The sequence below is a fragment of the Frigoriflavimonas asaccharolytica genome (genome assembly GCF_013294015.1).
GTDB classification, from domain to species: Bacteria; Bacteroidota; Bacteroidia; order Flavobacteriales; family Weeksellaceae; genus Frigoriflavimonas; species Frigoriflavimonas asaccharolytica.
The window spans coordinates 41,140-62,970 of the sequence record NZ_JABSNO010000007.1 but is presented as its reverse complement, the minus strand read 5'-3'; the positions used below and the strand labels follow the sequence as shown (position 1 = coordinate 62,970).

General features: G+C 33.2%; 17 protein-coding genes. 11 read left to right on the top strand and 6 right to left on the bottom strand.

Annotated features, from left to right (window positions below; all coding sequences use genetic code 11):
- Positions 1 to 33: 33 nt before the first annotated feature.
- The gene (locus HNQ03_RS06265) at positions 34 to 1,872 is read right to left on the bottom strand and encodes an ABC transporter ATP-binding protein (RefSeq protein ID WP_173778821.1); all 1,839 of its coding nucleotides are present in this window, start codon (positions 1,870 to 1,872) and stop codon (positions 34 to 36) included.
- Positions 1,873 to 1,990: 118 nt separating this feature from the next.
- Positions 1,991 to 2,380: a DUF4293 family protein gene (locus HNQ03_RS06260; protein WP_173778820.1), complete on the bottom strand. Its 390-nt coding sequence runs from the start codon at positions 2,378 to 2,380 to the stop codon at positions 1,991 to 1,993.
- A 167-nt stretch (positions 2,381 to 2,547) separates the two neighbouring features.
- On the opposite strand from HNQ03_RS06260, the gene rho reads away from it, so the two are divergent.
- From rho to HNQ03_RS06240, 4 genes are all read left to right on the top strand, one after another.
- Positions 2,548 to 4,683 carry a transcription termination factor Rho gene (gene rho, locus HNQ03_RS06255; RefSeq protein WP_173778819.1) on the top strand — a complete coding sequence of 712 codons (2,136 nt, stop codon included), beginning with the start codon at positions 2,548 to 2,550 and terminating at the stop codon, positions 4,681 to 4,683.
- Positions 4,684 to 4,818: 135 nt separating this feature from the next.
- Positions 4,819 to 5,568, top strand: a complete 750-nt coding sequence (locus HNQ03_RS06250) for a COG4705 family protein (protein WP_173778818.1) — start codon at positions 4,819 to 4,821, stop codon at positions 5,566 to 5,568.
- A 208-nt stretch (positions 5,569 to 5,776) separates the two neighbouring features.
- On the top strand, positions 5,777 to 6,547 hold the full coding sequence (locus HNQ03_RS06245; protein ID WP_173778817.1) for a phosphatase PAP2 family protein: 771 nt from the start codon (positions 5,777 to 5,779) through the stop codon (positions 6,545 to 6,547).
- 264 nt (positions 6,548 to 6,811) lie between these two features.
- Positions 6,812 to 7,408 carry a superoxide dismutase gene (locus HNQ03_RS06240; protein ID WP_194305162.1) on the top strand — a complete coding sequence of 199 codons (597 nt, stop codon included), beginning with the start codon at positions 6,812 to 6,814 and terminating at the stop codon, positions 7,406 to 7,408.
- A gap of 76 nt (positions 7,409 to 7,484) precedes the next feature.
- On the opposite strand, the gene HNQ03_RS06235 is transcribed toward HNQ03_RS06240, so the two are convergent.
- Both HNQ03_RS06235 and HNQ03_RS06230 read right to left on the bottom strand, forming a co-directional pair.
- Positions 7,485 to 7,919: a GNAT family N-acetyltransferase gene (locus HNQ03_RS06235; RefSeq protein WP_173778816.1), complete on the bottom strand. Its 435-nt coding sequence runs from the start codon at positions 7,917 to 7,919 to the stop codon at positions 7,485 to 7,487.
- 232 nt (positions 7,920 to 8,151) lie between these two features.
- Positions 8,152 to 8,568, bottom strand: a complete 417-nt coding sequence (locus HNQ03_RS06230; RefSeq protein WP_173778815.1) for a DUF6146 family protein — start codon at positions 8,566 to 8,568, stop codon at positions 8,152 to 8,154.
- A gap of 742 nt (positions 8,569 to 9,310) precedes the next feature.
- Here HNQ03_RS06230 and HNQ03_RS06225 point away from each other — a divergent pair.
- Positions 9,311 to 11,698: a TonB-dependent receptor gene (locus tag HNQ03_RS06225; protein ID WP_226927445.1), complete on the top strand. Its 2,388-nt coding sequence runs from the start codon at positions 9,311 to 9,313 to the stop codon at positions 11,696 to 11,698.
- Positions 11,699 to 11,728: 30 nt separating this feature from the next.
- The gene (locus tag HNQ03_RS06220) at positions 11,729 to 12,301 is read left to right on the top strand and encodes a hypothetical protein (protein ID WP_173778814.1); all 573 of its coding nucleotides are present in this window, start codon (positions 11,729 to 11,731) and stop codon (positions 12,299 to 12,301) included.
- Positions 12,302 to 12,381: 80 nt separating this feature from the next.
- On the opposite strand, the gene HNQ03_RS06215 is transcribed toward HNQ03_RS06220, so the two are convergent.
- On the bottom strand, positions 12,382 to 13,578 hold the full coding sequence (locus HNQ03_RS06215) for an endonuclease/exonuclease/phosphatase family protein (protein ID WP_173778813.1): 1,197 nt from the start codon (positions 13,576 to 13,578) through the stop codon (positions 12,382 to 12,384).
- Positions 13,579 to 13,802: 224 nt separating this feature from the next.
- Between HNQ03_RS06215 and HNQ03_RS06210 the strand changes: the two genes are divergently transcribed.
- From HNQ03_RS06210 to HNQ03_RS06200, 3 genes are all read left to right on the top strand, one after another.
- Positions 13,803 to 16,661 (top strand): carboxypeptidase-like regulatory domain-containing protein, encoded by a 2,859-nt coding sequence (locus HNQ03_RS06210; protein ID WP_173778812.1) that lies wholly within the window; start codon positions 13,803 to 13,805, stop codon positions 16,659 to 16,661.
- 36 nt (positions 16,662 to 16,697) lie between these two features.
- Entirely contained in the window at positions 16,698 to 18,092 is a 1,395-nt protein-coding gene (locus tag HNQ03_RS06205; protein ID WP_173778811.1) for a DUF5689 domain-containing protein, read from the top strand.
- Positions 18,093 to 18,516: 424 nt separating this feature from the next.
- Positions 18,517 to 18,744, top strand: a complete 228-nt coding sequence (locus tag HNQ03_RS06200) for a hypothetical protein (RefSeq protein ID WP_173778810.1) — start codon at positions 18,517 to 18,519, stop codon at positions 18,742 to 18,744.
- A gap of 41 nt (positions 18,745 to 18,785) precedes the next feature.
- Here the strand turns inward: HNQ03_RS06200 and HNQ03_RS06195 are convergent, their stop codons facing one another.
- Positions 18,786 to 19,373, bottom strand: coding sequence for a hypothetical protein (locus HNQ03_RS06195; RefSeq protein WP_173778809.1), 588 nt, complete (start codon positions 19,371 to 19,373; stop codon positions 18,786 to 18,788).
- A 322-nt stretch (positions 19,374 to 19,695) separates the two neighbouring features.
- Between HNQ03_RS06195 and HNQ03_RS06190 the strand changes: the two genes are divergently transcribed.
- Together HNQ03_RS06190 and HNQ03_RS06185 are read left to right on the top strand one after the other, a co-directional pair.
- Complete coding sequence (locus tag HNQ03_RS06190) at positions 19,696 to 21,198, top strand: GH3 auxin-responsive promoter family protein (RefSeq protein ID WP_173778808.1); 1,503 nt, start codon at positions 19,696 to 19,698, stop codon at positions 21,196 to 21,198.
- Between the two features lie 269 nt (positions 21,199 to 21,467).
- On the top strand, positions 21,468 to 21,830 hold the full coding sequence (locus tag HNQ03_RS06185; RefSeq protein ID WP_173778807.1) for a hypothetical protein: 363 nt from the start codon (positions 21,468 to 21,470) through the stop codon (positions 21,828 to 21,830).
- Position 21,831 lies beyond the last annotated feature (1 nt).

Genomic DNA, 21,831 nt, shown 5'->3' with positions numbered 1-21,831 from the left:
ATTTATGTAAAAGTAAGGAAATTTAATAAAAATTTATTCAAAATTCTGTAAATCTACCAGCTTTTTGTAATGTCCGTTGTTGGTGTAAAGATCGCTGTGAGTTCCTTGCTCAATTATTATTCCCTGTTCCATTACTACAATCCAATCTGCTTTTTGAATGGTAGAAAGTCTGTGGGCAATAACAAGGGAAGTGCGATTTTCCATCATTTTTTCTAATGCATCTTGCACAAATCTTTCAGATTCTGTATCTAAAGCAGAGGTTGCTTCGTCCAAAATCATAATTGGTGGATTTTTCAAAACTGCTCTTGCGATGGAAACTCTTTGTTTTTGTCCGCCAGAAAGTTTTCCGCCATCATCACCAATATTTGTTTCATATCCGTTTTGAAGTTGTGTGATAAATAAATCTGCATTAGCAATTTTTGCCGCAGTGATCACTTCTTCCCGCGTTGCATCGGGTTTTCCCATTAAAATATTATTGTATACAGAATCATTAAACAAAACAGATTCTTGCGTCACCATTCCTAATAATTTTCTGTAATCTAGTAATTTTAAATTTTTAATATTTTCTCCATCTACTAATATTTCTCCTTCGGAAACATCATAAAAACGAGCCAAAAGATTTGCAATGGTTGTTTTACCAGAACCAGATTGGCCAACTAAAGCTACAGTTTTTCCTTTTGGTATGGTGAGATTAAAATTCTTTAAAATCAAATTATCTTTATCATAATAAAAACCGATATTTTTAAATTCAATTTGTGAATTTAAAGTAGAAATCTGTATCGGATTTGCAATTTCATCAATTTTCACATCTGCATCTAGAATTTCTAGAACTCTTTTCAAAGAAGCTTCTCCTTTTTGCACATTAGAAATTGAACTGGATAAACTTTTCAGGGGAGGTAAAATTTGAAAGAAAATCCCTAAAAAGACAAGAAATTCGGCGGGGGAAATACTCTGATCTACAATGATTTGTTTTCCGCCGTACCAAGCAATGATTAAGAATGTAATTGAACCCAAAAATTCACTCATCGGTGAGGCCAATTCTTTTTTTCGTCCCAAACTTATGGAGCTATTAATCCATTTTTGCATAGAACCCATAAATCGGTTGTCCATTATTTTTTCTGCACTAAAAATTTTGATAACCTTAGTAGATTTCAAAGTTTCATCAACTATTGAGAAAATGTTTCCCATTTCGTGCTGTGCTTCATGAGAGTCTTTTTTCAGGCTTTTCCCGATTAAAGCAATCATTGTTCCCATTACTGGCAATACTAATAATGAGAAAAGCGTCATTTCTGTGCTTAAAAAAAATAAAGTAACCAATGTACTGATTAACATAAAAGGGGCATTAATTAAATCTACCAAACTTCCCAAAATATTGCCCTCCACTTCGCCTACATCATTTGACATTCTCGACATTAGATCGCCTTTTCTACTTTCGGTGAAAAAGGAAACGGGCAGAGAAAGAATTTTTCTATACATCGCTCCACGTAGATCTTTGGTGACGCCAACTCTATAATTGATGAGTAAAAAAGAGCCTAAGTAGCGAAATATATTTCTCAGTAAAAACATGACTGAAGTGATGATGCACAACCAAGCAAGAACTTTTAAAGACCCGTATTCAAAAACTAATTTTTGAACAAAATAATTAGCATAGTCCTTCAAATAGGAGAAGAAATCTAGAATTTCACCATCATATACAGGAGCAGATTTGTATTCTTCGGGTTTAATAGTGCCAAAAAGCATTCCCAAAACTGGCAAAATTGTTCCTAGAGAAGCAATTTGGAATGCAGAGTAAAGTATGTTGAAAAATAAACTTCCGTAGATATATTTTTGGTGCGGCTTAGCAAATCTGAGGATTTTTTTATATTCGTTCATTCTGGAAAATTGATGTGCAAAATTACGGAAAATATTAGGATGGCGCATTTCAAATTTTTAAACAAAAAAAACAGCTCCCAAATAGGGAACTGTTTCACTCAAAAAAAATCATTTTTGGCTATCTTAAGCGGTCTACAGATTTCACGAGCCTTTCGTCTCTTCTCGTATATATATTTGCCATCACAAGGCAAAATATAGAAAGAAGCACAAAAACTGGCTCAATACCTTTCTCGGGAAAATTAATTCCTCCAGATAATTTTAGCAACCAATAACTTATAATACCCATCAACAAAATATTTATATACAAACAAATTTTGTTTAGCATTAATTGTCTTTTTCTATTTTTAAAACTAAAAATACTTAATAATCCTAAAATAACTAAAGCGATGCAACTTCCCAAAACAATTGGAATGTCTTTAATAATGAAAACATCTTGCCCTGTCAAAAACAGGAAAAATGATCCTAAAACCGAAAGTGCGAGCCAAATAGTTTGTATTCTTTGTAGCATTTGTAAAGATAATACTGCAAAAATAGGATAAAATTTGTATAATTCAAAAATAATTGTAGATTTGCATAGAGCGAGATGCTCCAAACATAATCTCCTGATTATGATTGAACTTAAAGTAATACAATTGCTTTTTCAAATTTTTACATACCAATAAACTAACATTTTATATGTTCAAAATCGAAACGCTACGGTCTAAAACTGATGCGGAACTGAACCAAATTTCTAAAGATCTAAATATTAAAAATCCTAGAAATAGCACGCAAGACGAGAAAGTTTTTGCGCTTTTAGATTTTCAAGCTTCCAATACCAAACAAGTTTTGGATTATCTGAAGACAACCACAGAAGATACTGCAGAAAAAACGGCAGCTTCTACAGAAGAAATTCCAGCAAAAAAACCTGCTCCACGCAAGAAAGCTGTTCCTAAGAAAAAGGTTGAGGCTGTAGAAGAGCAAATAGAAACTCCGATAGAAGCAACTGCTGAGATTGAAGCTCCAATAGTTGAAGTAAAAAGTAGACGCGGTAGAAAGCCGAAAGTTGCAGAAATTGAAGAGAATAAAGACGAAGAAAAAATTGCAGAAGTTGTAGAGGATGTTCCAGCTTCAAAACCACCTGTCGCAAAAAAACCTTTGCCTGCGAAACAAACCAAGCAGAATCCTAATCAAATAAAGAAGGAAGATGCTGTTGAGAATATAAATCAGAATAGTAACGAAAATCCGCGGGAAAATGTAAACAAAAACCCGAACCAAAACGGTAATCAAAATTCTAATCCGAATCAAAAAAGGAATCCAAACCAGAATAAGAATCCTAATCAAAATCCGAATCAGAATAGAAATCCAAATCAAACCAAATCTTCTGATCAAAACGAGGATGTAAACGGAAACGCTGAAGGAAAATCTAACAACAGAAATCCAAACCAGAATCCAAACCAGAATCCGAACCAAAACAGAAATCCCAACCAGAACAAGCATTCTGAGCAAAACGAGGAGCAAAACGGAAATTCGGAAGCGAAATCTAACAACAGAAATCCGAACCAGAATCCAAATCAGAACAGAAATCCAAATCAAAATAAATCTTCTGACCAAAATGAAGATCAAAATGGAAATTCTGATAACAAATCTAATAATAGAAATCCTAACCAAAATAGATCCAACAACAATCCGCCACAAGAGCAAAAGAAAGAATATTCTTTTGATGGAATGGTAACCATAGAAGGTGTTTTGGAGATTTTGCCAGATAATTACGGCTTCTTAAGATCTTCAGATTTTTCTTACATTTCTTCACCAGATGATGTGTATGTTTCTACCAACCAAATCAGAAATTATGGTTTGAAAACAGGAGACAATGTGAAAGGTATTGTGCGTTTGCCAAAGGAAGGCGAGAAATATTTTTCTCTACAAAAACCTACAGAAGTAAACGGAAGAGATTTAGATTTCATAAAAGATAGAGTCGCTTTTGAATATTTAACGCCACTTTTCCCAGAGGAAAAATTTAATCTTGCTGCGAAAGGTTCTACAAAATCTACCAGAATTGTAGATTTGTTTGCACCCATCGGGAAAGGACAAAGAGCCATGATTGTTGCCCAACCAAAAACGGGTAAAACAATGCTCTTGAAAGAAATTGCAAACGCCATTTCTACCAATCATCCAGAAGCTTATATGATGGTTCTTCTTATTGATGAACGTCCAGAGGAAGTTACGGATATGGAAAGAAGCGTAAATGCAGAAGTTATCGCTTCTACTTTTGATGAAGCTGCAGACAAACATGTGAAAGTAGCCAATTTAGTTTTGGCAAAAGCACAAAGAATGGTAGAATGCGGACATGATGTAGTGATTTTATTAGATTCTATCACAAGATTGGCAAGAGCTTATAATACCGTAACACCAGCTTCTGGAAAAATACTTTCTGGTGGTGTAGATGCAAACGCGTTGCACAAACCGAAAAGATTCTTCGGTGCAGCGAGAAAAATTGAAGGAGGTGGATCTCTTACAATTATCGCAACTGCTTTGATAGACACTGGTTCTAAAATGGATGAGGTAATCTTCGAAGAATTTAAAGGAACAGGAAATATGGAATTGCAATTGGATAGAAAAATTGCCAACAAACGTATTTTCCCAGCCATAGATTTGGTAGCTTCTAGCACGAGAAGAGACGATCTTCTTCATGACGATGTAACCCAACAAAGAATGTGGATTTTGCGTAAATATTTAGCAGATATGAACCCAGTAGAAGCAATGGATTGGGTAGAAAAACACATGAAAAACACTTTGAACAACGAAGAGTTTTTGATGAGTATGAATAAATAAATTATTGATAAATGGTGCTTGATAATTGAGTAATCAGATTTCTGCACCTTTGCATTTAATATTAAAATTGCCAATCTTTATTGGCAATTTTTTTTATTTAAAGACTACATTTACTATTCTAAAATTTTAGTAAAAATGGAAAATCTAAAGTTCAACAAAATTGCAGAAATTACTTTGCTATTTTGGTTGATGAAAATTGTAGCCACAACTTTGGGCGAAACGCTGGGAGATTTCATTTCTATGACTTTGGATCTTGGATATTTAGCAGGAATTGGGATTACTTTGGTATTTTTTCTCGCAGTGCTTTTTTGGCAATTACAACTTGCTAAATATCAACCTTTGGCATTTTGGTTGGTCATCATTGCAACCACAACTTTGGGTACAGAAATTTCAGATTTTATAGATAGAAGTTTGCATTTAGGATACGGATACGGAAGTTTGTTGCTGGTTTTTGGCTTGATAATTACACTTTTTATATGGTTTAAAAATTACAACAACTTAAATGTAAGTCCGATTGTTGAACGAAAAAAGGAATTATTTTTCTGGATTGCCGTTTTATTTTCCAATAGTTTGGGAACTGCATTTGGTGATTATTTGAGTGATGCAGCAGGTTTAACCTTTTTAATGGGCGCATTAATTACAGGAGGAATTATTATTTTGGTCGTGCTACTGCATTATTTTACCAAAATAAATGAAGTTCTTTTGTTTTGGCTAGCTTTTATATTTACCAGACCATTTGGTGCAACTTTCGGAGATTTTCTTACGAAACCCTTGGAAAAAGGCGGTTTAGATCTGGGAACTTTGCCCTCGTCTTTGGTTTCCATCGGTATTATGGCGGTATTAATCTACATTTCTTATCAAAAATTGAAACCTCAAAAAGTTTAGTTTAATTTAGAGCTTGTTTAAAATTGTATTAAAACCACAAAAGGAACAAAAGTTTAAGAAAATTAAACACTTTTCAAAGTAAAAATAAATGTATTGTGCCTTATTTTCACTTTAAAAAGAATTATTTAAGCTCATTCTTTTGTTCCTTTTGTGGTTAAAAATATTTTTATAAAATATTTAAACAAGCTCTTAATTTTTAAAAAACCAGATGAATTTAAAACCCTATATTTTTAAAGGTCTTTTCCTTCTATTAAATTTGCAGCTACTAAATGCTCAAAATTCAATTAAAATAGACAGTGCGAAATTTGAAAAAACGGAGACAAAAAAAATTAATTATCCTGCATTGATAGCACCTGCAGCTTTGATGACTTATGGAATTGTGAGTTTGAATAGCAATTCTTTGCAAAAATTTGATGCAAATATCCGAGATCAAATTGTTGCAAAAAATTATAAAGAAACGAGCATCGATGATATCACAACTTTAGCTCCTGCAGCAGCAGTTTACATTTTAAATTTTGCGGGAATTGAAGGAAAGCACAATTTCAAAGATAGAAGCATTGTGATTGCAACTTCTTTTGCTTTAACTGGTGCTTCTACTTTTGCTCTCAAAAACACTACAAAAAGAACAAGACCAGATGGAAGTGCTGCCAATTCTTTTCCCTCCGGTCATTCCGCTTATGTATTTGCCAGTGCAGAATTTCTATGGCAAGAGTATAAAGATGTATCTATTTGGTATGGCATTTCTGGTTACGTTTTGGCTTCTGGAACGGGATTTTTGCGAATGTACAACAACCGTCATTGGTTTTCGGATGTAGCAATGGGAGCTGGAATTGGAATTTTGAGCACAAAAGTTGCGTATTTACTACTGCCAATCATTAATAATAAAATTTTCCCCTCAAAAAACGAGAATACTTCTTATATCGTTACACCATTTTACCAAGAGAAAAAGCTAGGCTTGAGTTTTATAATGCAGCTTTAAACTTCACCATTAAGTTTTTATTCAATAATTAGGATTATTAATAAATTGCAAGCAATTTCTTAATGTACATCAAAAATATTTAGATTTTTCGTAATTAATTTTAATAACTTCAATAATTTTAAGGGTTAAAAATTTAATTTTAAAACCTTTAAATCACTTTTAGTAGTTTTGGTCTATCAAAATCATAAATTTTAACAGAAATAGTGTAATAGATTTGGTTTTATAATTTTGTATATTTGGTATTCACATTAAAAAAATAAAATTATGTCTTTTCAATTACCAGAATTAGGGTTTGCTTACGATGCATTAGAACCAAATATTGATGCTAAAACAATGGAAATCCATTACACAAAACATCATCAAGGATATGTAGACAATTTGAATAAAGCTGTAGAAGGTACAGAATTAGAAGGAAAGTCTATAGAAGAAGTTTGCAAAACAGGAACAGATAACAAGGCGGTAAGAAACAATGGAGGTGGACATTTCAATCACAGTCTTTTCTGGCAAATTCTTACTCCAGGAGGAAGTAAAGAACCTGTTGGAAATGTGAAAGCTGAAATAGAAAAAATGGGCGGAATGGAAAAATTTAAAACAGATTTTTCTGAAGCTGCTAAAACAAGATTCGGTTCTGGTTGGGCTTGGCTTTGCAAAAAAGAAGATGGCGGATTGCAAATTTGCTCTACTCCAAACCAAGACAATCCACTGATGCCAGTTGCAGAAATGCACGGAACACCAGTTTTAGGTATAGATGTTTGGGAACACGCTTATTACTTAAATTATCAAAATAAAAGACCAGATTACGTTACAAATTTCTTCAATGTAATCAATTGGGACAAAGTTGAGGAATTGTACAATAAATAGATTGTATCTTTTTTTCAAAATTTAAAAGGCTCGGAATTTCCGAGTTTTTTTTTGCAGTTAGACGAAGAATCCCATCTCATTTCAACTTTTTCAAAAAATGAAATCCTAAAATATTATAACCCAAATTGAAATAGAATTTGTGAGATTTAGCATTTTGAACATAGGTATTCAATTCTATGGTTTTGTAATTTCTCTCTCTTGCCCAATTTTCTATAAATTCAAAAAACTTTTTGCCTAAACCTTTAGATTGTTGCGCATTATCGATAATCACATTATCCACTTCCAACTGTTTGCCAGAATACAAACGAACCGTAGTCCAAGCGCTAGAAATCCCTACTAATTTTTCTTCTAAAAATAACCCAAAGCAAGTATAATTTCTAAATTCAAACATCTCAAGAAAATAAGCTTCCGTTTGCTCCAACGTGAGTTGTGGGTTAAGTTGCTGACCTAATGTAGAGATTTGTTTTAGGTAAGATTGGTCTATTACTTTGATGGTTATTTTGGAATTCATTTCAGATTCTTTTTTTAAGAGGTGCTATTAATAAGTAGAATATCCACGCAAACCAAGATATAAATATCACGGCTAAAACTCAGGCTAATTTCTCACTTCCTCTTGTTCTGCTTGAAAATAGAATTGATAAAAGTGGTAGAAGCCATATAAAAGCAATGAATAATAGGAATATCAATCCAGCGTAATTCTCCATAAATGATTTAATAATATATTTTATTTGAAAAATTCTAAATCAATATCTTCGTTCCATCTGCCCAAGATGATTAAACTTAACGCCATATTTTGCGTTTACCATTGCAAAAATTTGATACAATCTATACTCGAACTCGAATCCATAATTTTCGTTCGGCGTATAATCTATCGCAGATTCTATTATATTTCTATGCGTTTGGCTGTAGTAAAATGAATTCCATTCTTGTACCAAAAATGTATTTTTGGATTTTAAAAATTGTTCTGTATACATACTTTTTGGTCTGGCTTGGCTTGCCAAAAAGCTGTCGTATTGTGGATCTATTACAATTAATTCCCATTCTCCATCAGCATTTTTCTCTGGTTTTAGCGCAGTAGCTTGTGCAGATTCGTTGGAGGGAAGTGGCGTACAGTTTTGCAAAACGACCGAAAATATTAAAAATAATAGGATTTTTTTCATTTGAAAATTTTAATAAAGATATGTAATTAAGGCAGAAATCTGTTTTTTATTGTTGAAAATATTAAAAAGACCTTACTTTTAGCAAATTATTAAGAAATTCTTTACTACTTTTGCAGAGTGAAATCCGGCAGAACTTTAAAAAAATATCTGGGGGTGCTTTTTTCGAGCATCTACCTTTTTGCTTTTTTGTTTGCGGCTAATATTCACGATCATGATTCTGGATATTTTTACAAAGATTCTAATTTTAAAAATTCCTCTTCAAATTTTAGTAAGCAAAGTAAAATAAACAATTCAGATGGTTGTTTGTCTTGTCACTTTACTGCTTCTCAAATCTTATTGCCAGATTCTTTTAAGCTTGAATTTTCCGAATTCAACTTTAAAAAAATTCAGTTTTCTTCCGGTGATTACCAAATTACCAAAAGTTCTCAATTTCAATATTATCTTCGCGGACCACCCGTTTTTATTTAATTTTTTAAATAAAACTAGTGGATAATAGTTTTAAAAAGGTAAAATTCAGACTATTCTGAAGTTTACGATCAACTATTTGCGCAGTTTTTAAACTTCGTCAAATGTTTACCATTTTTTTACGGCAAACATGGACAGCTTCTGTTTTCAAAAATTTATTTTCCAATTAAATTTTTTCATTCAAACCTTTTTAAATTGGTTTGATGACTGAAATGGAAAACAAAATTGAAATTTAAGTTGGGTAGCAAATACACGCAATCTAAAAATTTACATACAATTGAAAAATACAATTATACTATTGTTATGCTTTTTTGGCATAATGAATAGCTATGCACAGAGTTTTACTGTGCAAGGAATCGTGAAAGATTTTCACGATAAAACACCATTGAAGGGAGCAACCATCAAAATAGGTTCGCAGACTACAACATCAGATTTGAAAGGGTTTTTCAAATTTAATTCCGTAAAAAAAGGAAATTATACCTTGGAAGCCAATCATACAGATTGTGATCAATTCATAGAAAATATAGCTATAGATGAAAACAAATCTGTAGAAATTCTCTTGGAACATCATGCGCAAGATATAGAAACGGTAGTAATCCACGGGAACCATAAAAATACAGGTTCTTTGGTGATGAAAACTTTATCTAAAGACCAGATTGCTCAAAATTCTACCGAAAATCTTGGTAATCTTTTAACTCAAATTTCTGGAGTTGGAACTTTGAAAACGGGGAATAATATTGCAAAACCTATTATTCATGGACTTTATGGGAGCAGAGTTGCCATCATCAACAATGGAGTAAAACTTGCCGAACAAGAATGGGGAGTAGAACATGCGCCCAACATTGATGTAAATAATTTTGAACATATAGATGTAATAAAAGGAGCTTCTGCTTTGAAATATGGGAGTGATGCAGTTGGTGGTGTCATTGTTTTAGAACCTTCAATTCTGCCAAAAAAAGATACGTTGCAAGGTGCAATTAACCTTTCGGGGATTTCTAACGGGCAAGGTTTGGCTACAGATATTAAGTTGAGCAAAACCTGGGAAAATGGTTGGGGAATTCGTGCAAATGGTGGTTACAAAAAATTGGGAGATCTATCTGCACCAGATTATAATTTACAAAACACAGGTCTAGAAAGCAGTTCTTTCAGTTTTGGTGTGCAGAATATCAGTTTTAAACAAGGTATTTCTTTTGATTATTATGGTACCAACCAAGAAATTGGAATTTTGAGGAGTTCTCATATCAGTTCGGCAGAAGATTTTGCAGCGGCACTTTCTCAACAAGAACCTTTATTTCAGAGAGATTTTACGTATGATATAGACAACCCCAAACAGGATGTGCAGCATCATATTGCAAAAATTTCAGCTTTCAAAAGATTTGAAAATTTAGGAAAAATTTCGGCTACTTATAGTTTCCAGTACAACCACCGGAAAGAATTTGATATAAGAAGAGGCGAAGATTTGAGCAAAATACCTTCGCTAGATTTAGAATTAATAACCAATGATTTTAATGTAAATCATCTTTTTGAAAGAGAAAAATACAGTATAGAATCTGGAGTAAATGCTTCTTATCAAAATAATTACAGCAGTCCATTGACGGAAACTAGAAGATTGGTACCCAATTATGATCGATATGCAGCAGGAGTTTATTCTGTTTTTAAATATAAAATTTCGCCTCAACTAAATGCAGAAGCTGGTGCAAGATATGATTATACGTTTTTTGATATCGATAAATATTACAATTTAAGCGATTGGAATCAATTGTATGCAACGCAGTTTCCACAATTTGAAGTTAGGGTAAACCAGAATAGAATTTTGACGAATCCTAAACTGACCTATCAAAATTTTTCTTATAATGCTGGTTTGGAATTTCGACCATCAGACAACTTTAATTTAAAATTTAACTATGCAAGAATTGGAAGAACGCCAAATATTGCAGAATTGGCTGCAGATGGTTTGCATCATTCAGCGGCAATTATAGAAAAGGGAAATCTAGCGATAGAAAATGAACGTGGTAGCCAATTTAACTTAGTAGCAGAAGTGAAATTACCAGTATTAAGTGGTTTGGATATTACTGTAAATCCGTATTATTTTGATACCAAAAATTTCATCAATCAAGTTCCTTCTGGATATCAGAATACGCAGTTTGGTGCATTTGTAATTTATCAATATGAGCAAATAGATGCAAAAATGTATGGTTTGGATGTAGATTTAAATTTGAAAATAACGCCAGAATTATCTTTAATAAGCCAAGGTTCTTACGTTCATGGGCAAGATGAAACCAATGATGTTCCTTTGATATTGATGCTTCCTACCAATTTTAGAAATTCTTTGCAGTACAAATCTTCCGGAAAGAGCAATTTTTTCGTGAATGTAAATAATACTACATTTTTAAAACAGAACAGATTTCCGAGATATGATATCTCTGTGCAATTATTTGATAATCAGGGAGAAGCTTATGAGCAACCTGTAGATATTTCTACACCACCAAACGGATATACGCTTTGGAATGCAAAAGCGGGCGTCAATTTATCCAAAAATCTTTCTACCATTTTTACGGTAGATAATATTTTAAATACCAAATACCGAGATTATTTGAACAGGTTGAGATACTTTTCAGATGAAATGGGTAGAAATTTCACTTTAACATTTAACTATAAATTTTAATAACAATACTTAATAATTAAATATTTTATTATGAAAAAAATAACACAATTTTTAGCACTGATTTTCAGCTTTACACTCTTGTTTAATTCTTGCAATAGAACAGATGAACCAGTAGATGACCTTCCACAAGAGGAGATTTCTAATGCCATACTTTCTGTGACAGATGAAACCACGGGAACTACTGCCACCTATAATTACCAAGTAAATGGTAGCAATACACCAGATATTAAATTGATTAATGGAAGAGAGTATACGGTGCAAATAGCATTAAAAAATGGAGCAGAAGACGTAACGCAAGAAGTGATAGACGCAAAAGATGAGCATTTCTTCACTTTTGATTTTCCAAATTCTGATATCACATTGACGAGATTAGACAATGCATCTTCCACTCGAGCAGATGGAAACAAAGTGGGTTTGCTTACGAAGTGGAACGTAACTACTGCCGTAAAATCTGCCACAGGAGCTCAAATTAGACTAGCGTTGTATCATGAGTCTATTTCTCTATCAGAGAATTCCCAGTTGAGTGGAAATGGAAAAGTCTATGGAACTCAAAGTGGAGGAGAAACAGATTTGCTCGCACCATTCAAAATTTCTAATCCTTAAAATAATTAAAAAGATTAAACAAAAACACCCGAGCAAAATTTGCTCGGGTGTTTTTGTTGATTGTATTTACAAAGAAATTATTATTTGTACTCTTTCTGTAGTACTACAAATGCTGGAAAGTGATCACTGTAACCACCAGTAAAAGTATCTCCTACCCAAGAGCGGAAAGGGTAACCTTTGTAATTTCCTTCTTTTCCGATGAGGTAAGCTGGTGCAAAAATTTCTGCTTTCATCACAGAAAATGTAGGTCCTACTTTATCCGAAATTAAATTTCTAGAAACGATAATTTGATCAAACAAATTTGGGGCATCTCTATAAGCCAAAGAAGCAACTCCTTTTTTGAAAAGCGGGTACATTAAATTTAAATAAGGTCTTTCATCAGATAAATCTTTCTCTCTTCCGGCAGCATGCAGATGTTCTAGCAAACTATCATCTATAGGATCATCATTAAAATCTCCCATGGCAAACATTTTTACGCCAGGTTCTGCTGCAGAAATTTCGTCCATTTCTTTTTTCAAAACTGTGGCGGCTGCATTTCTGCTAATGGCAGATTTCACTTCGCCACCTCTTCTAGAAGGCCAGTGGTTCATAAAAAATGCTACTTTTTCATTATTCAAATATCCAGTAACTACCAATACATCTCTTGTGTAAGATCTTTTGCCTTCCTCATTAAAAATAACTACCTCCTTTTTGTAATATTTAGAGGGTGTGAACATTCTTTTTTGATAAATAATTCCCACGTCTATACCTCTATAATCATAAGAATTGAAATGGATAACGCCATAATCATATTTCGCCAACTCTGGTTGCTTCACCACATCTTCCATCACTTGGCGATTTTCTACTTCTATCATTCCTACCACTGCAGGAGGTTTTCCGGTGTATTGTGCGCCCATTTCCGAGATAACTTTCGCTACATTATGCAATTTTTTAACGTAAATTATTTTGCCATAATTTTTTTTGCTTAGCGGAGTGAAATCTTCAGAAAGACCTTGATAGCGAACCACTTTTTTCCCCATCAAAGCTTGGTCATTCCATGGCCCTTTATAATCCTTATCCGTTACATCCAGGAATTTAATAGAATCCAAAGGCACACTTCTATGAAATGCTGGGTTGTTGAGAGCTTTTGTGCCATCTATGTAATCTGCGGATTGTATGGTATCCCATAGATTTTCTACATTTAAAAATCCAACTGTAGTTCCTACAATTTTAGTTTTCTGCTGAGAGAAGCTAAGTGTAATTATTATTAAAGAGAAAAATGATAATATTTTAGTCATAATCTTAAACGTTTTTGCAAAATTAATTTTATTTTTTAATTAAATTATTATAAATCAATATTTATACTCAAAAACCGTGCATTAAATCGCTTTTATTAACAAAGCTTAATATATGGTGGATAAATAATTATTCTTATTCTAAATTTTTCATAATTTATTATTAAATTTGCACTTTAAATTCTTGCTATTGAGAATTAGACAAAAACGCCATTTAATATTTATTTATGTATAAAAAACTATTATTTACCGCTATTTTCATCATGCTTCCGGTGTCTTTTCTGTGGGCGCAAACTACTGCATTTGCCTATGTAAAAGATGACCAAGGAAAGCCAGTTGAGAATGTAGAGATAAGTTTGAAAGGAAAAGAAACTGTGAAAACAGACAAAATTGGATATTTTCAATTTGTAGATTTAACAGAAGGTAGCTATCAAATTGTCATTACAAAACCAAACTTAGAAACCAAAGTGATGGATTTTGATATCGCTCAAGAAAAGCGGAAAGATCTAGGAGAAATCACGGTTTATTTTTCTCTTGCAAATGTAGAGCAAGGTCTTGCTTTTATAGAAAATAATGGCGACGAAGAAAATTCTAGCCAAAGTTCTACTGTTGGTTTGCTACAATCTTCACAAGATGTTTTTAGTAGATTGGCAGCTTTTGATTTAGGTGCTTATTGGTTTCGTCCACGTGGAATTGATGGTAGAAGCGGAGAGACATTCTTAAACGGAGTTTCTATGGTAGAAGCAGACAATGGAAATGTAGATTTCGGAAATTGGGGTGGTCTTAATGAGATTACAAGATATCCAGAAGTAGCGGTAAATCACGCGCCTTCAGAATATTCTTTCGGTGGTGTTGCTTCAGTTTTTTATAAAAATACCAAAGCGAGTGAATATAGAAAAGGATTTCAATTCACGCAATCTCTTACCAATAGAAATTATAGAAATAGAACTTCCCTTAGATATACTTCCGGAATGAGCAGCAAAGGTTGGGCATTTACAGTAATGGGAGCAAGAAGATGGGCAGAAGAAGGAATACAAGAAGGAACTTTTTATGATTCTTATGGTGGTTATTTTGGAATTGAGAAAAAATTTAATGATAATCATACCATAACTTTTAATGCAATCGGGTCTTCTTATGCAAGATCTACTTCTAGTCCGGCTACGCAAGAAGCTTATGATTACGGCGGAGTGCATTACAATGCTTATTGGGGTTATCAAAATGGAGAAAAAAGAAGTGAAAGAGTAAAAAAAGGTTTTCAACCGGTGTTGCAATTTCAAGATTTCTGGAAAATTAATGATAAAACATCTTTAACTACTTCATTATCCTACCAATTTGGAAAAGATAAATCATCAAGATTAGATTGGCAAAGTGTCCCAAATCCATCGCCAATTTACTATAGATATTTACCAAGTTATTATGAATCTTTGGATCCTAATGCAAGCGTAATCAATCCAGATGGTACAACCTCAACTGCGCAAGACGCTTACCAAACAGCACTAAACGGATGGCAATCTGGAAATCCAGAATTCACACAATTAAACTGGGAAAGATTGTATAGAGCAAATATGCAACAACCTGAAAGTAGTTTGTATGGTGTAACTGGGAAAAGAGCTTTGTATTTTATGGTAGATGATGTAAGTGAAGATAAAATTTGGAACGGATCGGCGCATCTAACCCATGATTTTAGCGATAAAATAAAATTTATTTTAAATTTATCTTATCAAAATTATAGATCTGAACAATACAGAGAAGTAAGTGATCTTTTGGGTGCAGATTTCGCATACAACAGAGATCCTTTTGCGGCTACCAATCAACCAGGGAAAAGTGGTCAATTCAATGAAGGAGAAACAAACGTTGCAAAATATGAAGGAGATAGAATAGGATATAGCTATATTTTCCGTAGACAAGAATTTAGATTTAATCCAGGTTTGAAGTTTTCAACTGGTAATTTTGATGTATTTGTGTCAGCCAATGCTTCTTATAATAATTCAAGCAGAGAAGGGCAATTCAAACATTTCTTATATGCAGATTCTTTTGGGAAGAGCAAAAATATTGAATTCTATAATTTTGGCCTAAAAGGACAAGCTACTTACAGAATAAACGGTAGAAACTTCTTGGTTTACAATGGAGCGGTTTATAATCAAGCACCATTCTTGGAAGATTTATTTATTAATCCAAGAATAAACTCAGATACAGCTCCAAATATCAGAAGTACAGTTTTTGTTGCAAATGATTTAAGCTACATACTTTCTACACCAAAATTGAAATTAAGAGTTACAGGATATTTAATAGAATCCGAAAACGAAACCAATGTACAAAGATTCTTTGCAGATGGTATCGCTTTAGATAACACTGGAGATACAGGAGCTACAGCTGTAGTGCAGAGTGCATTTCTAACGCAAGTAATGACGAATGTAGAAAGAAGAAATATGGGAGCAGAATTGGGTGTTGATTATAAAATAACACCAAGTCTATCCTTCCAAGGTTTAGCAAGTTATGGCCAGTATACGTATAGAAACAATCCTACAACCTACTTCGCATCAGATGCAGTTGGTAGATTCGCAAACGGAACCTCTTTCATAGATTTAGGAGAAGCTGCTTTGAAAGATTATTATCAAGGAGGAACACCACAAAAAGGATATTCTGCAGGATTAAGATACAGTTCGCCAAAATTCTGGTGGGTAGGTGCAAGCTATAATTATTTAGATGATAATTATTTAGATCCATCTGCGCTATTAAGAACAGAATCCTTTGTGCAAAATAGTGTATCAGGAACACCAGATCCAAACGCAACAGCTAGTGAATTACGTAGATTGTTGCAGCAAGTAAAATTGCCTTCTTCAAATTTCGTAAATGCTAATGTTGGGAAATCTTGGATATTTGGAAAATATTACGTGCTAATATCTGCATCTGTTAATAACATCTTAGATAACACGAAATATATAACTGGTGGTTTTGAGCAAACTAGAAATGTGAAATTTCAATCTTTCAAAGAAGATTTTGATAGAGATAGTTCGCTTTTCGCGCCAAAACTTTTCTATACACAAGGCAGATCTTACTTTGTGAATATGCAAGTTAGATTTTAATAAATACAAAAAATAATAATTATAAATTTTACAACAATGAATATAAAAAGATTTTTTAGCACAATAGTTTGCGTGGCAGTAGTTGCCATCTCATTGTCTTCTTGTGTAAAGACAGACGATTGGGAAACGCCAACTGTAAATTGCAACAACAGATTTCCAGAGCCAAACACTACAATGGCAGCATTTATGGCGATGGCTCCAGCTTCTGGCCCATTATTAATAACACAAGACACCTATTTTGATGGTTATGTAGTATCATCAGACGAAAATGGAAATTTCTACAAAACTATTTCTTTTCAAGATAGCCCTACAAATCCAACCGTAGGTTTGCAAATGGAAATTGATAGAGCAGGAAATTATGCAGATTTTCCAGTAGGAGCGCATATTAGAATTAATGCAAAAGGTTTAAGATTAGGTTTAGATCGTGGCGTAATAAAAATCGGTTCTGTAGATCCAACTTTTGATATCGGAAGAATTCCTGCATCCATTATTTCAAGATATATATCTGGTGTTTGCAATGGCAATGGTCTAGATTTACAAAAATTGGTACCAAGAGCTTTAACCTCTTTAGCAGAAGCAAAACAATCACAATATATCAATACATTAGTTTCTGTACCAAATGTACAATTTGCAACATCAGATCTTGGCAAAAAATATTTAGAATACATTGCAGGTACCACAACTGCTTTGGATACAGATAGAAACATAGAAGACAATACAGGTTCCTCTACAATCATTAGAAATTCTTCTTTTGCATCATTTGGTTCATCAATAGTACCATCTGGAAATGGAACCATACAATTTGTAGTTAGCAGATACATAAGTACTTGGCAAATGCTCATCCGTGATTTAAATGATGTAAAAATACCAGTAGGAGGCACGAGATTTGATGCCGCTCCACCAAAAGGAGGAACTGCAATCACCTATTCAGGAGCTTTTACAGAAGATTTCGAAAGTTACTCATTAACTCCTAGCAATTTAGAAGTATTTCCAAATTACGTAAATGATGCATTTCTAAACAATAGATACTGGCAATTAAAATCATTTAGCAACAATAAATATATCCAACTTGGGGCAAACTCAGGTACAGGAAATTACAAAACTTATTTCGCAGTACCCGTAAACTTTACAGCAGCCAATACGCTAAAATTTAATGTAAATATAGGCTACTGGAATGGAAACGCTTTAAAAGTGTACACCACAACGAATTATACTGCTTTAGGAGATTTTGGTGCAGCTACTTTAACGGATATTACCTCATCTTTTGTAATACCTACCGTACCAACTAATGGCTATGGAACACTAGCATCAGCAGGAACGTACAATTTCCCGGCAGCACTTACAGGAAACGGATTTGTAGTATTTGAATACACAGGTGGAAATCCAGGAATTACTACAACCATACAAATAGACAATGTTGTAGTAAACTAAAACGAATATATTTTCAAAATAAAAAGCGATCATTTTTAAAATGGTCGCTTTTTTTGTATGATTTTTTGGACAGCTTGAACTTCGTTCGTAAATTTCAAATAAAGCCTGCGCTTTAATCTTGTTTATGCCTTCCGTTCCCGCTTTTTATTTTTTTTTGCAACAAAAGAAAGAAGAGATTCACTCAAGTCGGGCTGCGAAATAGCAAAGGAAAAATTCTCGCTGTCATTGCTAGGAATTTACTGTAGAAAATTCCACGATTGCCATTACGATTTCTATAACTATCGGAAGAAGCAATCTCACTGTTGCAAAATCTCCCGTCTTTGAGCAAATTTGAAAAAAAGCAGTACATTTGAGTGAAGAATAATTGGAAATTAAAAATGCAAAAAACTGCTACTATTAAATCTAATAATTAAAATTTTAAGCAATGATTTTAATAAAAAAAATTTGGCCTATACTTTTAATTATTGGAATATTATTAATTTTATTTACAGTGGGGAAAATTTATGAAACTAAATTTTTTAGTAAAAAAATAAACTCTCTAATTATGAAACTTTTGATTAAGAAAGGAATTGACCCTAATAGAATAATGATAAAGAAGGGTAAAACAGCATCAGGAAATGCTACTACTACCTTTAAATTAATTGATAAATAAAAAAAATAAATAGAACCAGTAAAATTTATCTTTGCTGGTTTTTATTTAGATATAAAAATTTCAAGAGTTTTTAATTCCCTATCTATTTTCTCCTTCCAGGGTGTTTGTTTTCTGTTTTTATCAGATAAAAATTTTCCGTTTAAATAATATACCCTACTATCTATTTCAAAGTCAAATTTGATATTGCGATCATTGTACTTTTTATTCCAATCATCTATTTTTTCTGTATGTATTTGAAAATTGTAAACATTAAGATTATTTAAACTATCAATAGACTTTCTCATCTTCCTTGCATATAGTTCAGCAATATTAAAGTGTATTTGTTCATGTTCCAAAGTAGTTTCTGTTTTAAGAAGTAACCAAGACTTATTTGGGCCAAAATACACCAAAACTTCTATTTTGGGTGTCGTGGTATAACTTGTTTGTGAAGTATTGAATTTAAATTTAAATTCACTTAACACACCCTTAAATCTTCCTGTGTTTCCAATCTTAATAGTGTCCCTCTGTACTACCTTGAAATCCTCATATTTTAAAGGTCTTTTTAAGTCCCATAAAATCATTTCAGCTTGTTGGTGAACAAAACCAATTAAAAAAGGGAGATTGATAAATAAGTATAAAAATTTTTTCATTGTAATTATTTTATTCAAAAAGCGTACTAATTTTTAAGGTTAATGTACAAAAGAAAACAATGTTAATTGAATTCGATTTAATATGTTGATAACCAGTTAATTATTTTAAGATTGACAAAGTTCCTGAAGCAGGAATCCACCAATAAAGTGTAGCTAAGGAAATTTCAAGGATTTTCGCAACTTCTTTGGCGTTTGTTCCCCGCTCCGCAAAGTGCCAGCTGCGCAAAGTTTGTAACCCCGCTGCGCAAAGTTTGTACGCTGAAAGCTGGCAAAGTTTCCAAGCTTCAACCTAATTATCTATAAATTTCCCTAAATTTGAACCATGCTTCAATTTCTAAAAAAATCTGCTGCTCTAGTCTGGGCGAAAAATCACGTAAAGAAAACTGCTTTATTCAAAAATAATGCAGTCCAAGATCAACAAGACTTGCTGCTATTTTTAACAAAAACAGCCGAAAAAACTTTGTTCGGCAGAGTCCACGAATTTGAAAATATCAAAAGCATCAAAGATTTTCAAGCCAAAGTTCCGGTTGCAGATTATGAGCAGTTAAAACCTTTCATAGAAAAAATGAAAAAAGGGCAAAAAGATATTCTCTGGACAGGAACTCCTGCCTATTTCGCAAAAACTTCTGGTACTACTTCTGGTTCCAAATACATTCCGATTTCTAAAGAAGGCATGGAAAATCAAACTGGAGCAGCGCAATCTGCCATTTTTCATTACATCGCTCAAAAAAATACGGCTAATTTCGTCAATGGAAAAATGATTTTCATACAGGGAAGTCCCGCTTTAGAAGAAAAATTTGGCATCAAAACGGGAAGACTTTCTGGTATTGTTGCGCATCATATTCCCTCTTATCTTCAAAAAAATAGATTGCCAAGTGAAGCTACCAATTTGATAGAAGATTGGGAAGAAAAAGTAGACGCCATCGTATTGGAAACAGAAAAAGAAAACATGACGCTCATTTCTGGAATTCCACCTTGGCTTATCATGTATTTTGAAAAATTGATTGCCAGAAACGGCAAGAAAATAAAAGAATTATTCCCAAATCTTCAATTAATCATTACTGGCGGCGTAAACTACGAACCTTATCGCGAAAAAATGGAAGAACTTCTTGGCGGAAAAGTAGATGTGATACAAACATTTCCGGCGAGTGAAGGTTTCTTTGCTTTTCAAGATAATTTTGAAGAAGACGGACTTTTATTATTAACGAATCACGGGATTTTCTACGAATTTATTCCGTTAGAACATTACGGAAAACCCGATCAAAATGAACATCGATTAACTTTAAATGAGGTAGAACTCAACAAAGATTATGCATTAATTTTAACTACCAATTCCGGACTTTGGGCATATTCCATCGGTGATGTAGTGCGGTTTATTAATAAAAATCCTTACAAAATTTTGGTAAGTGGTAGAACAAAACATTTTACCTCTGCTTTTGGCGAACATGTGATCGCTTTTGAAGTAGAAGAAGCCATGAAAGCTGCGGTAGAAAAATTTCCCACCCAGATTTCCGAGTTTCATCTCGCACCACAAGTAAACCCGAAAAGTGGATTGCCTTACCATGAATGGTTTGTGGAATTTGAAAAAGAACCCGAAGATTTTGAAAAATTTCAGCAGTATTTAGATGAAGAATTGCGTAAACGGAACAGCTATTACGACGATTTGGTCAAAGGAAACGTGCTAAAACCTTTGGTTATTACCAAATTACAAAAAAACGCTTTTCAAGAATATGCAAAATCTGAAGGCAAGTTGGGCGGACAAAACAAAATTCCACGTTTGGCAAATGATAGAAAGATAGCCGAGGTTTTAGAAAGGTTTTTGTAGGAATTTACCTTGTAGGAATATACTACGAAACATGTTTTTACCGCAAGATTGCGCTGTAAAGGTGCATTCATTTCCAAAATAAAAACGTTCTTTCAATATATCCAACTTTGAAGATTTGTTTCAGCTAAAAAAAAATGGAGAAATGCACCTTTATTCCGCAATCTTAAAGCAGTCAAATTTATGGTGTATCTACAAAAATAGAAGCTTCATATTTAAAGCTTACCGATAATTCAAAATAATTTGTTAAATTTGAGAAAACAAAATCCATCATGAAATTACCTTTATCTATTAAATCTTCGCTTTTGGTCTTATTATTTGTGCTTTCATCTTGTTCTACTGTAAAATATGGTGAAGATGCATCCACGAATAATTATTCTAATCTTCAAACAGGAAAAAATTATCAATTTACCTTGCGAGATGGTGGCGAAAAACAAAAGATGGTATTTTCTAGAATTTCAGACGATCAAATAATGGGTTTTGCTTCAAAAAAAGATTCTACAATGGTTTCTATTCCAAAATCTAGTGTGTCTGAAGTGAAAGACATCAAAAAAGCTTCTGCAACTATTGCAGGTTTCGCTATTGGAACAGCAGCTGCAGCAGCATTGATCCTTAGTTCTTCTCGCGCAGATTAAT

Coding starts and splice junctions, on each gene's coding strand:
- HNQ03_RS06200 (WP_173778810.1), top strand. CDS start 18,517: ATGATTTTAATAAAAAAAATTTGGCCTATACTTTTAATTATTGGAATA.
- HNQ03_RS06215 (WP_173778813.1), bottom strand. CDS start 13,578: ATGACTAAAATATTATCATTTTTCTCTTTAATAATAATTACACTTAGC.
- HNQ03_RS06210 (WP_173778812.1), top strand. CDS start 13,803: ATGTATAAAAAACTATTATTTACCGCTATTTTCATCATGCTTCCGGTG.
- HNQ03_RS06235 (WP_173778816.1), bottom strand. CDS start 7,919: ATGAATTCCAAAATAACCATCAAAGTAATAGACCAATCTTACCTAAAA.
- HNQ03_RS06195 (WP_173778809.1), bottom strand. CDS start 19,373: ATGAAAAAATTTTTATACTTATTTATCAATCTCCCTTTTTTAATTGGT.
- HNQ03_RS06205 (WP_173778811.1), top strand. CDS start 16,698: ATGAATATAAAAAGATTTTTTAGCACAATAGTTTGCGTGGCAGTAGTT.
- HNQ03_RS06220 (WP_173778814.1), top strand. CDS start 11,729: ATGAAAAAAATAACACAATTTTTAGCACTGATTTTCAGCTTTACACTC.
- HNQ03_RS06260 (WP_173778820.1), bottom strand. CDS start 2,380: ATGCTACAAAGAATACAAACTATTTGGCTCGCACTTTCGGTTTTAGGA.
- HNQ03_RS06240 (WP_194305162.1), top strand. CDS start 6,812: ATGTCTTTTCAATTACCAGAATTAGGGTTTGCTTACGATGCATTAGAA.
- HNQ03_RS06245 (WP_173778817.1), top strand. CDS start 5,777: ATGAATTTAAAACCCTATATTTTTAAAGGTCTTTTCCTTCTATTAAAT.
- rho (WP_173778819.1), top strand. CDS start 2,548: ATGTTCAAAATCGAAACGCTACGGTCTAAAACTGATGCGGAACTGAAC.
- HNQ03_RS06185 (WP_173778807.1), top strand. CDS start 21,468: ATGAAATTACCTTTATCTATTAAATCTTCGCTTTTGGTCTTATTATTT.
- HNQ03_RS06230 (WP_173778815.1), bottom strand. CDS start 8,568: ATGAAAAAAATCCTATTATTTTTAATATTTTCGGTCGTTTTGCAAAAC.
- HNQ03_RS06250 (WP_173778818.1), top strand. CDS start 4,819: ATGGAAAATCTAAAGTTCAACAAAATTGCAGAAATTACTTTGCTATTT.
- HNQ03_RS06190 (WP_173778808.1), top strand. CDS start 19,696: ATGCTTCAATTTCTAAAAAAATCTGCTGCTCTAGTCTGGGCGAAAAAT.
- HNQ03_RS06265 (WP_173778821.1), bottom strand. CDS start 1,872: ATGAACGAATATAAAAAAATCCTCAGATTTGCTAAGCCGCACCAAAAA.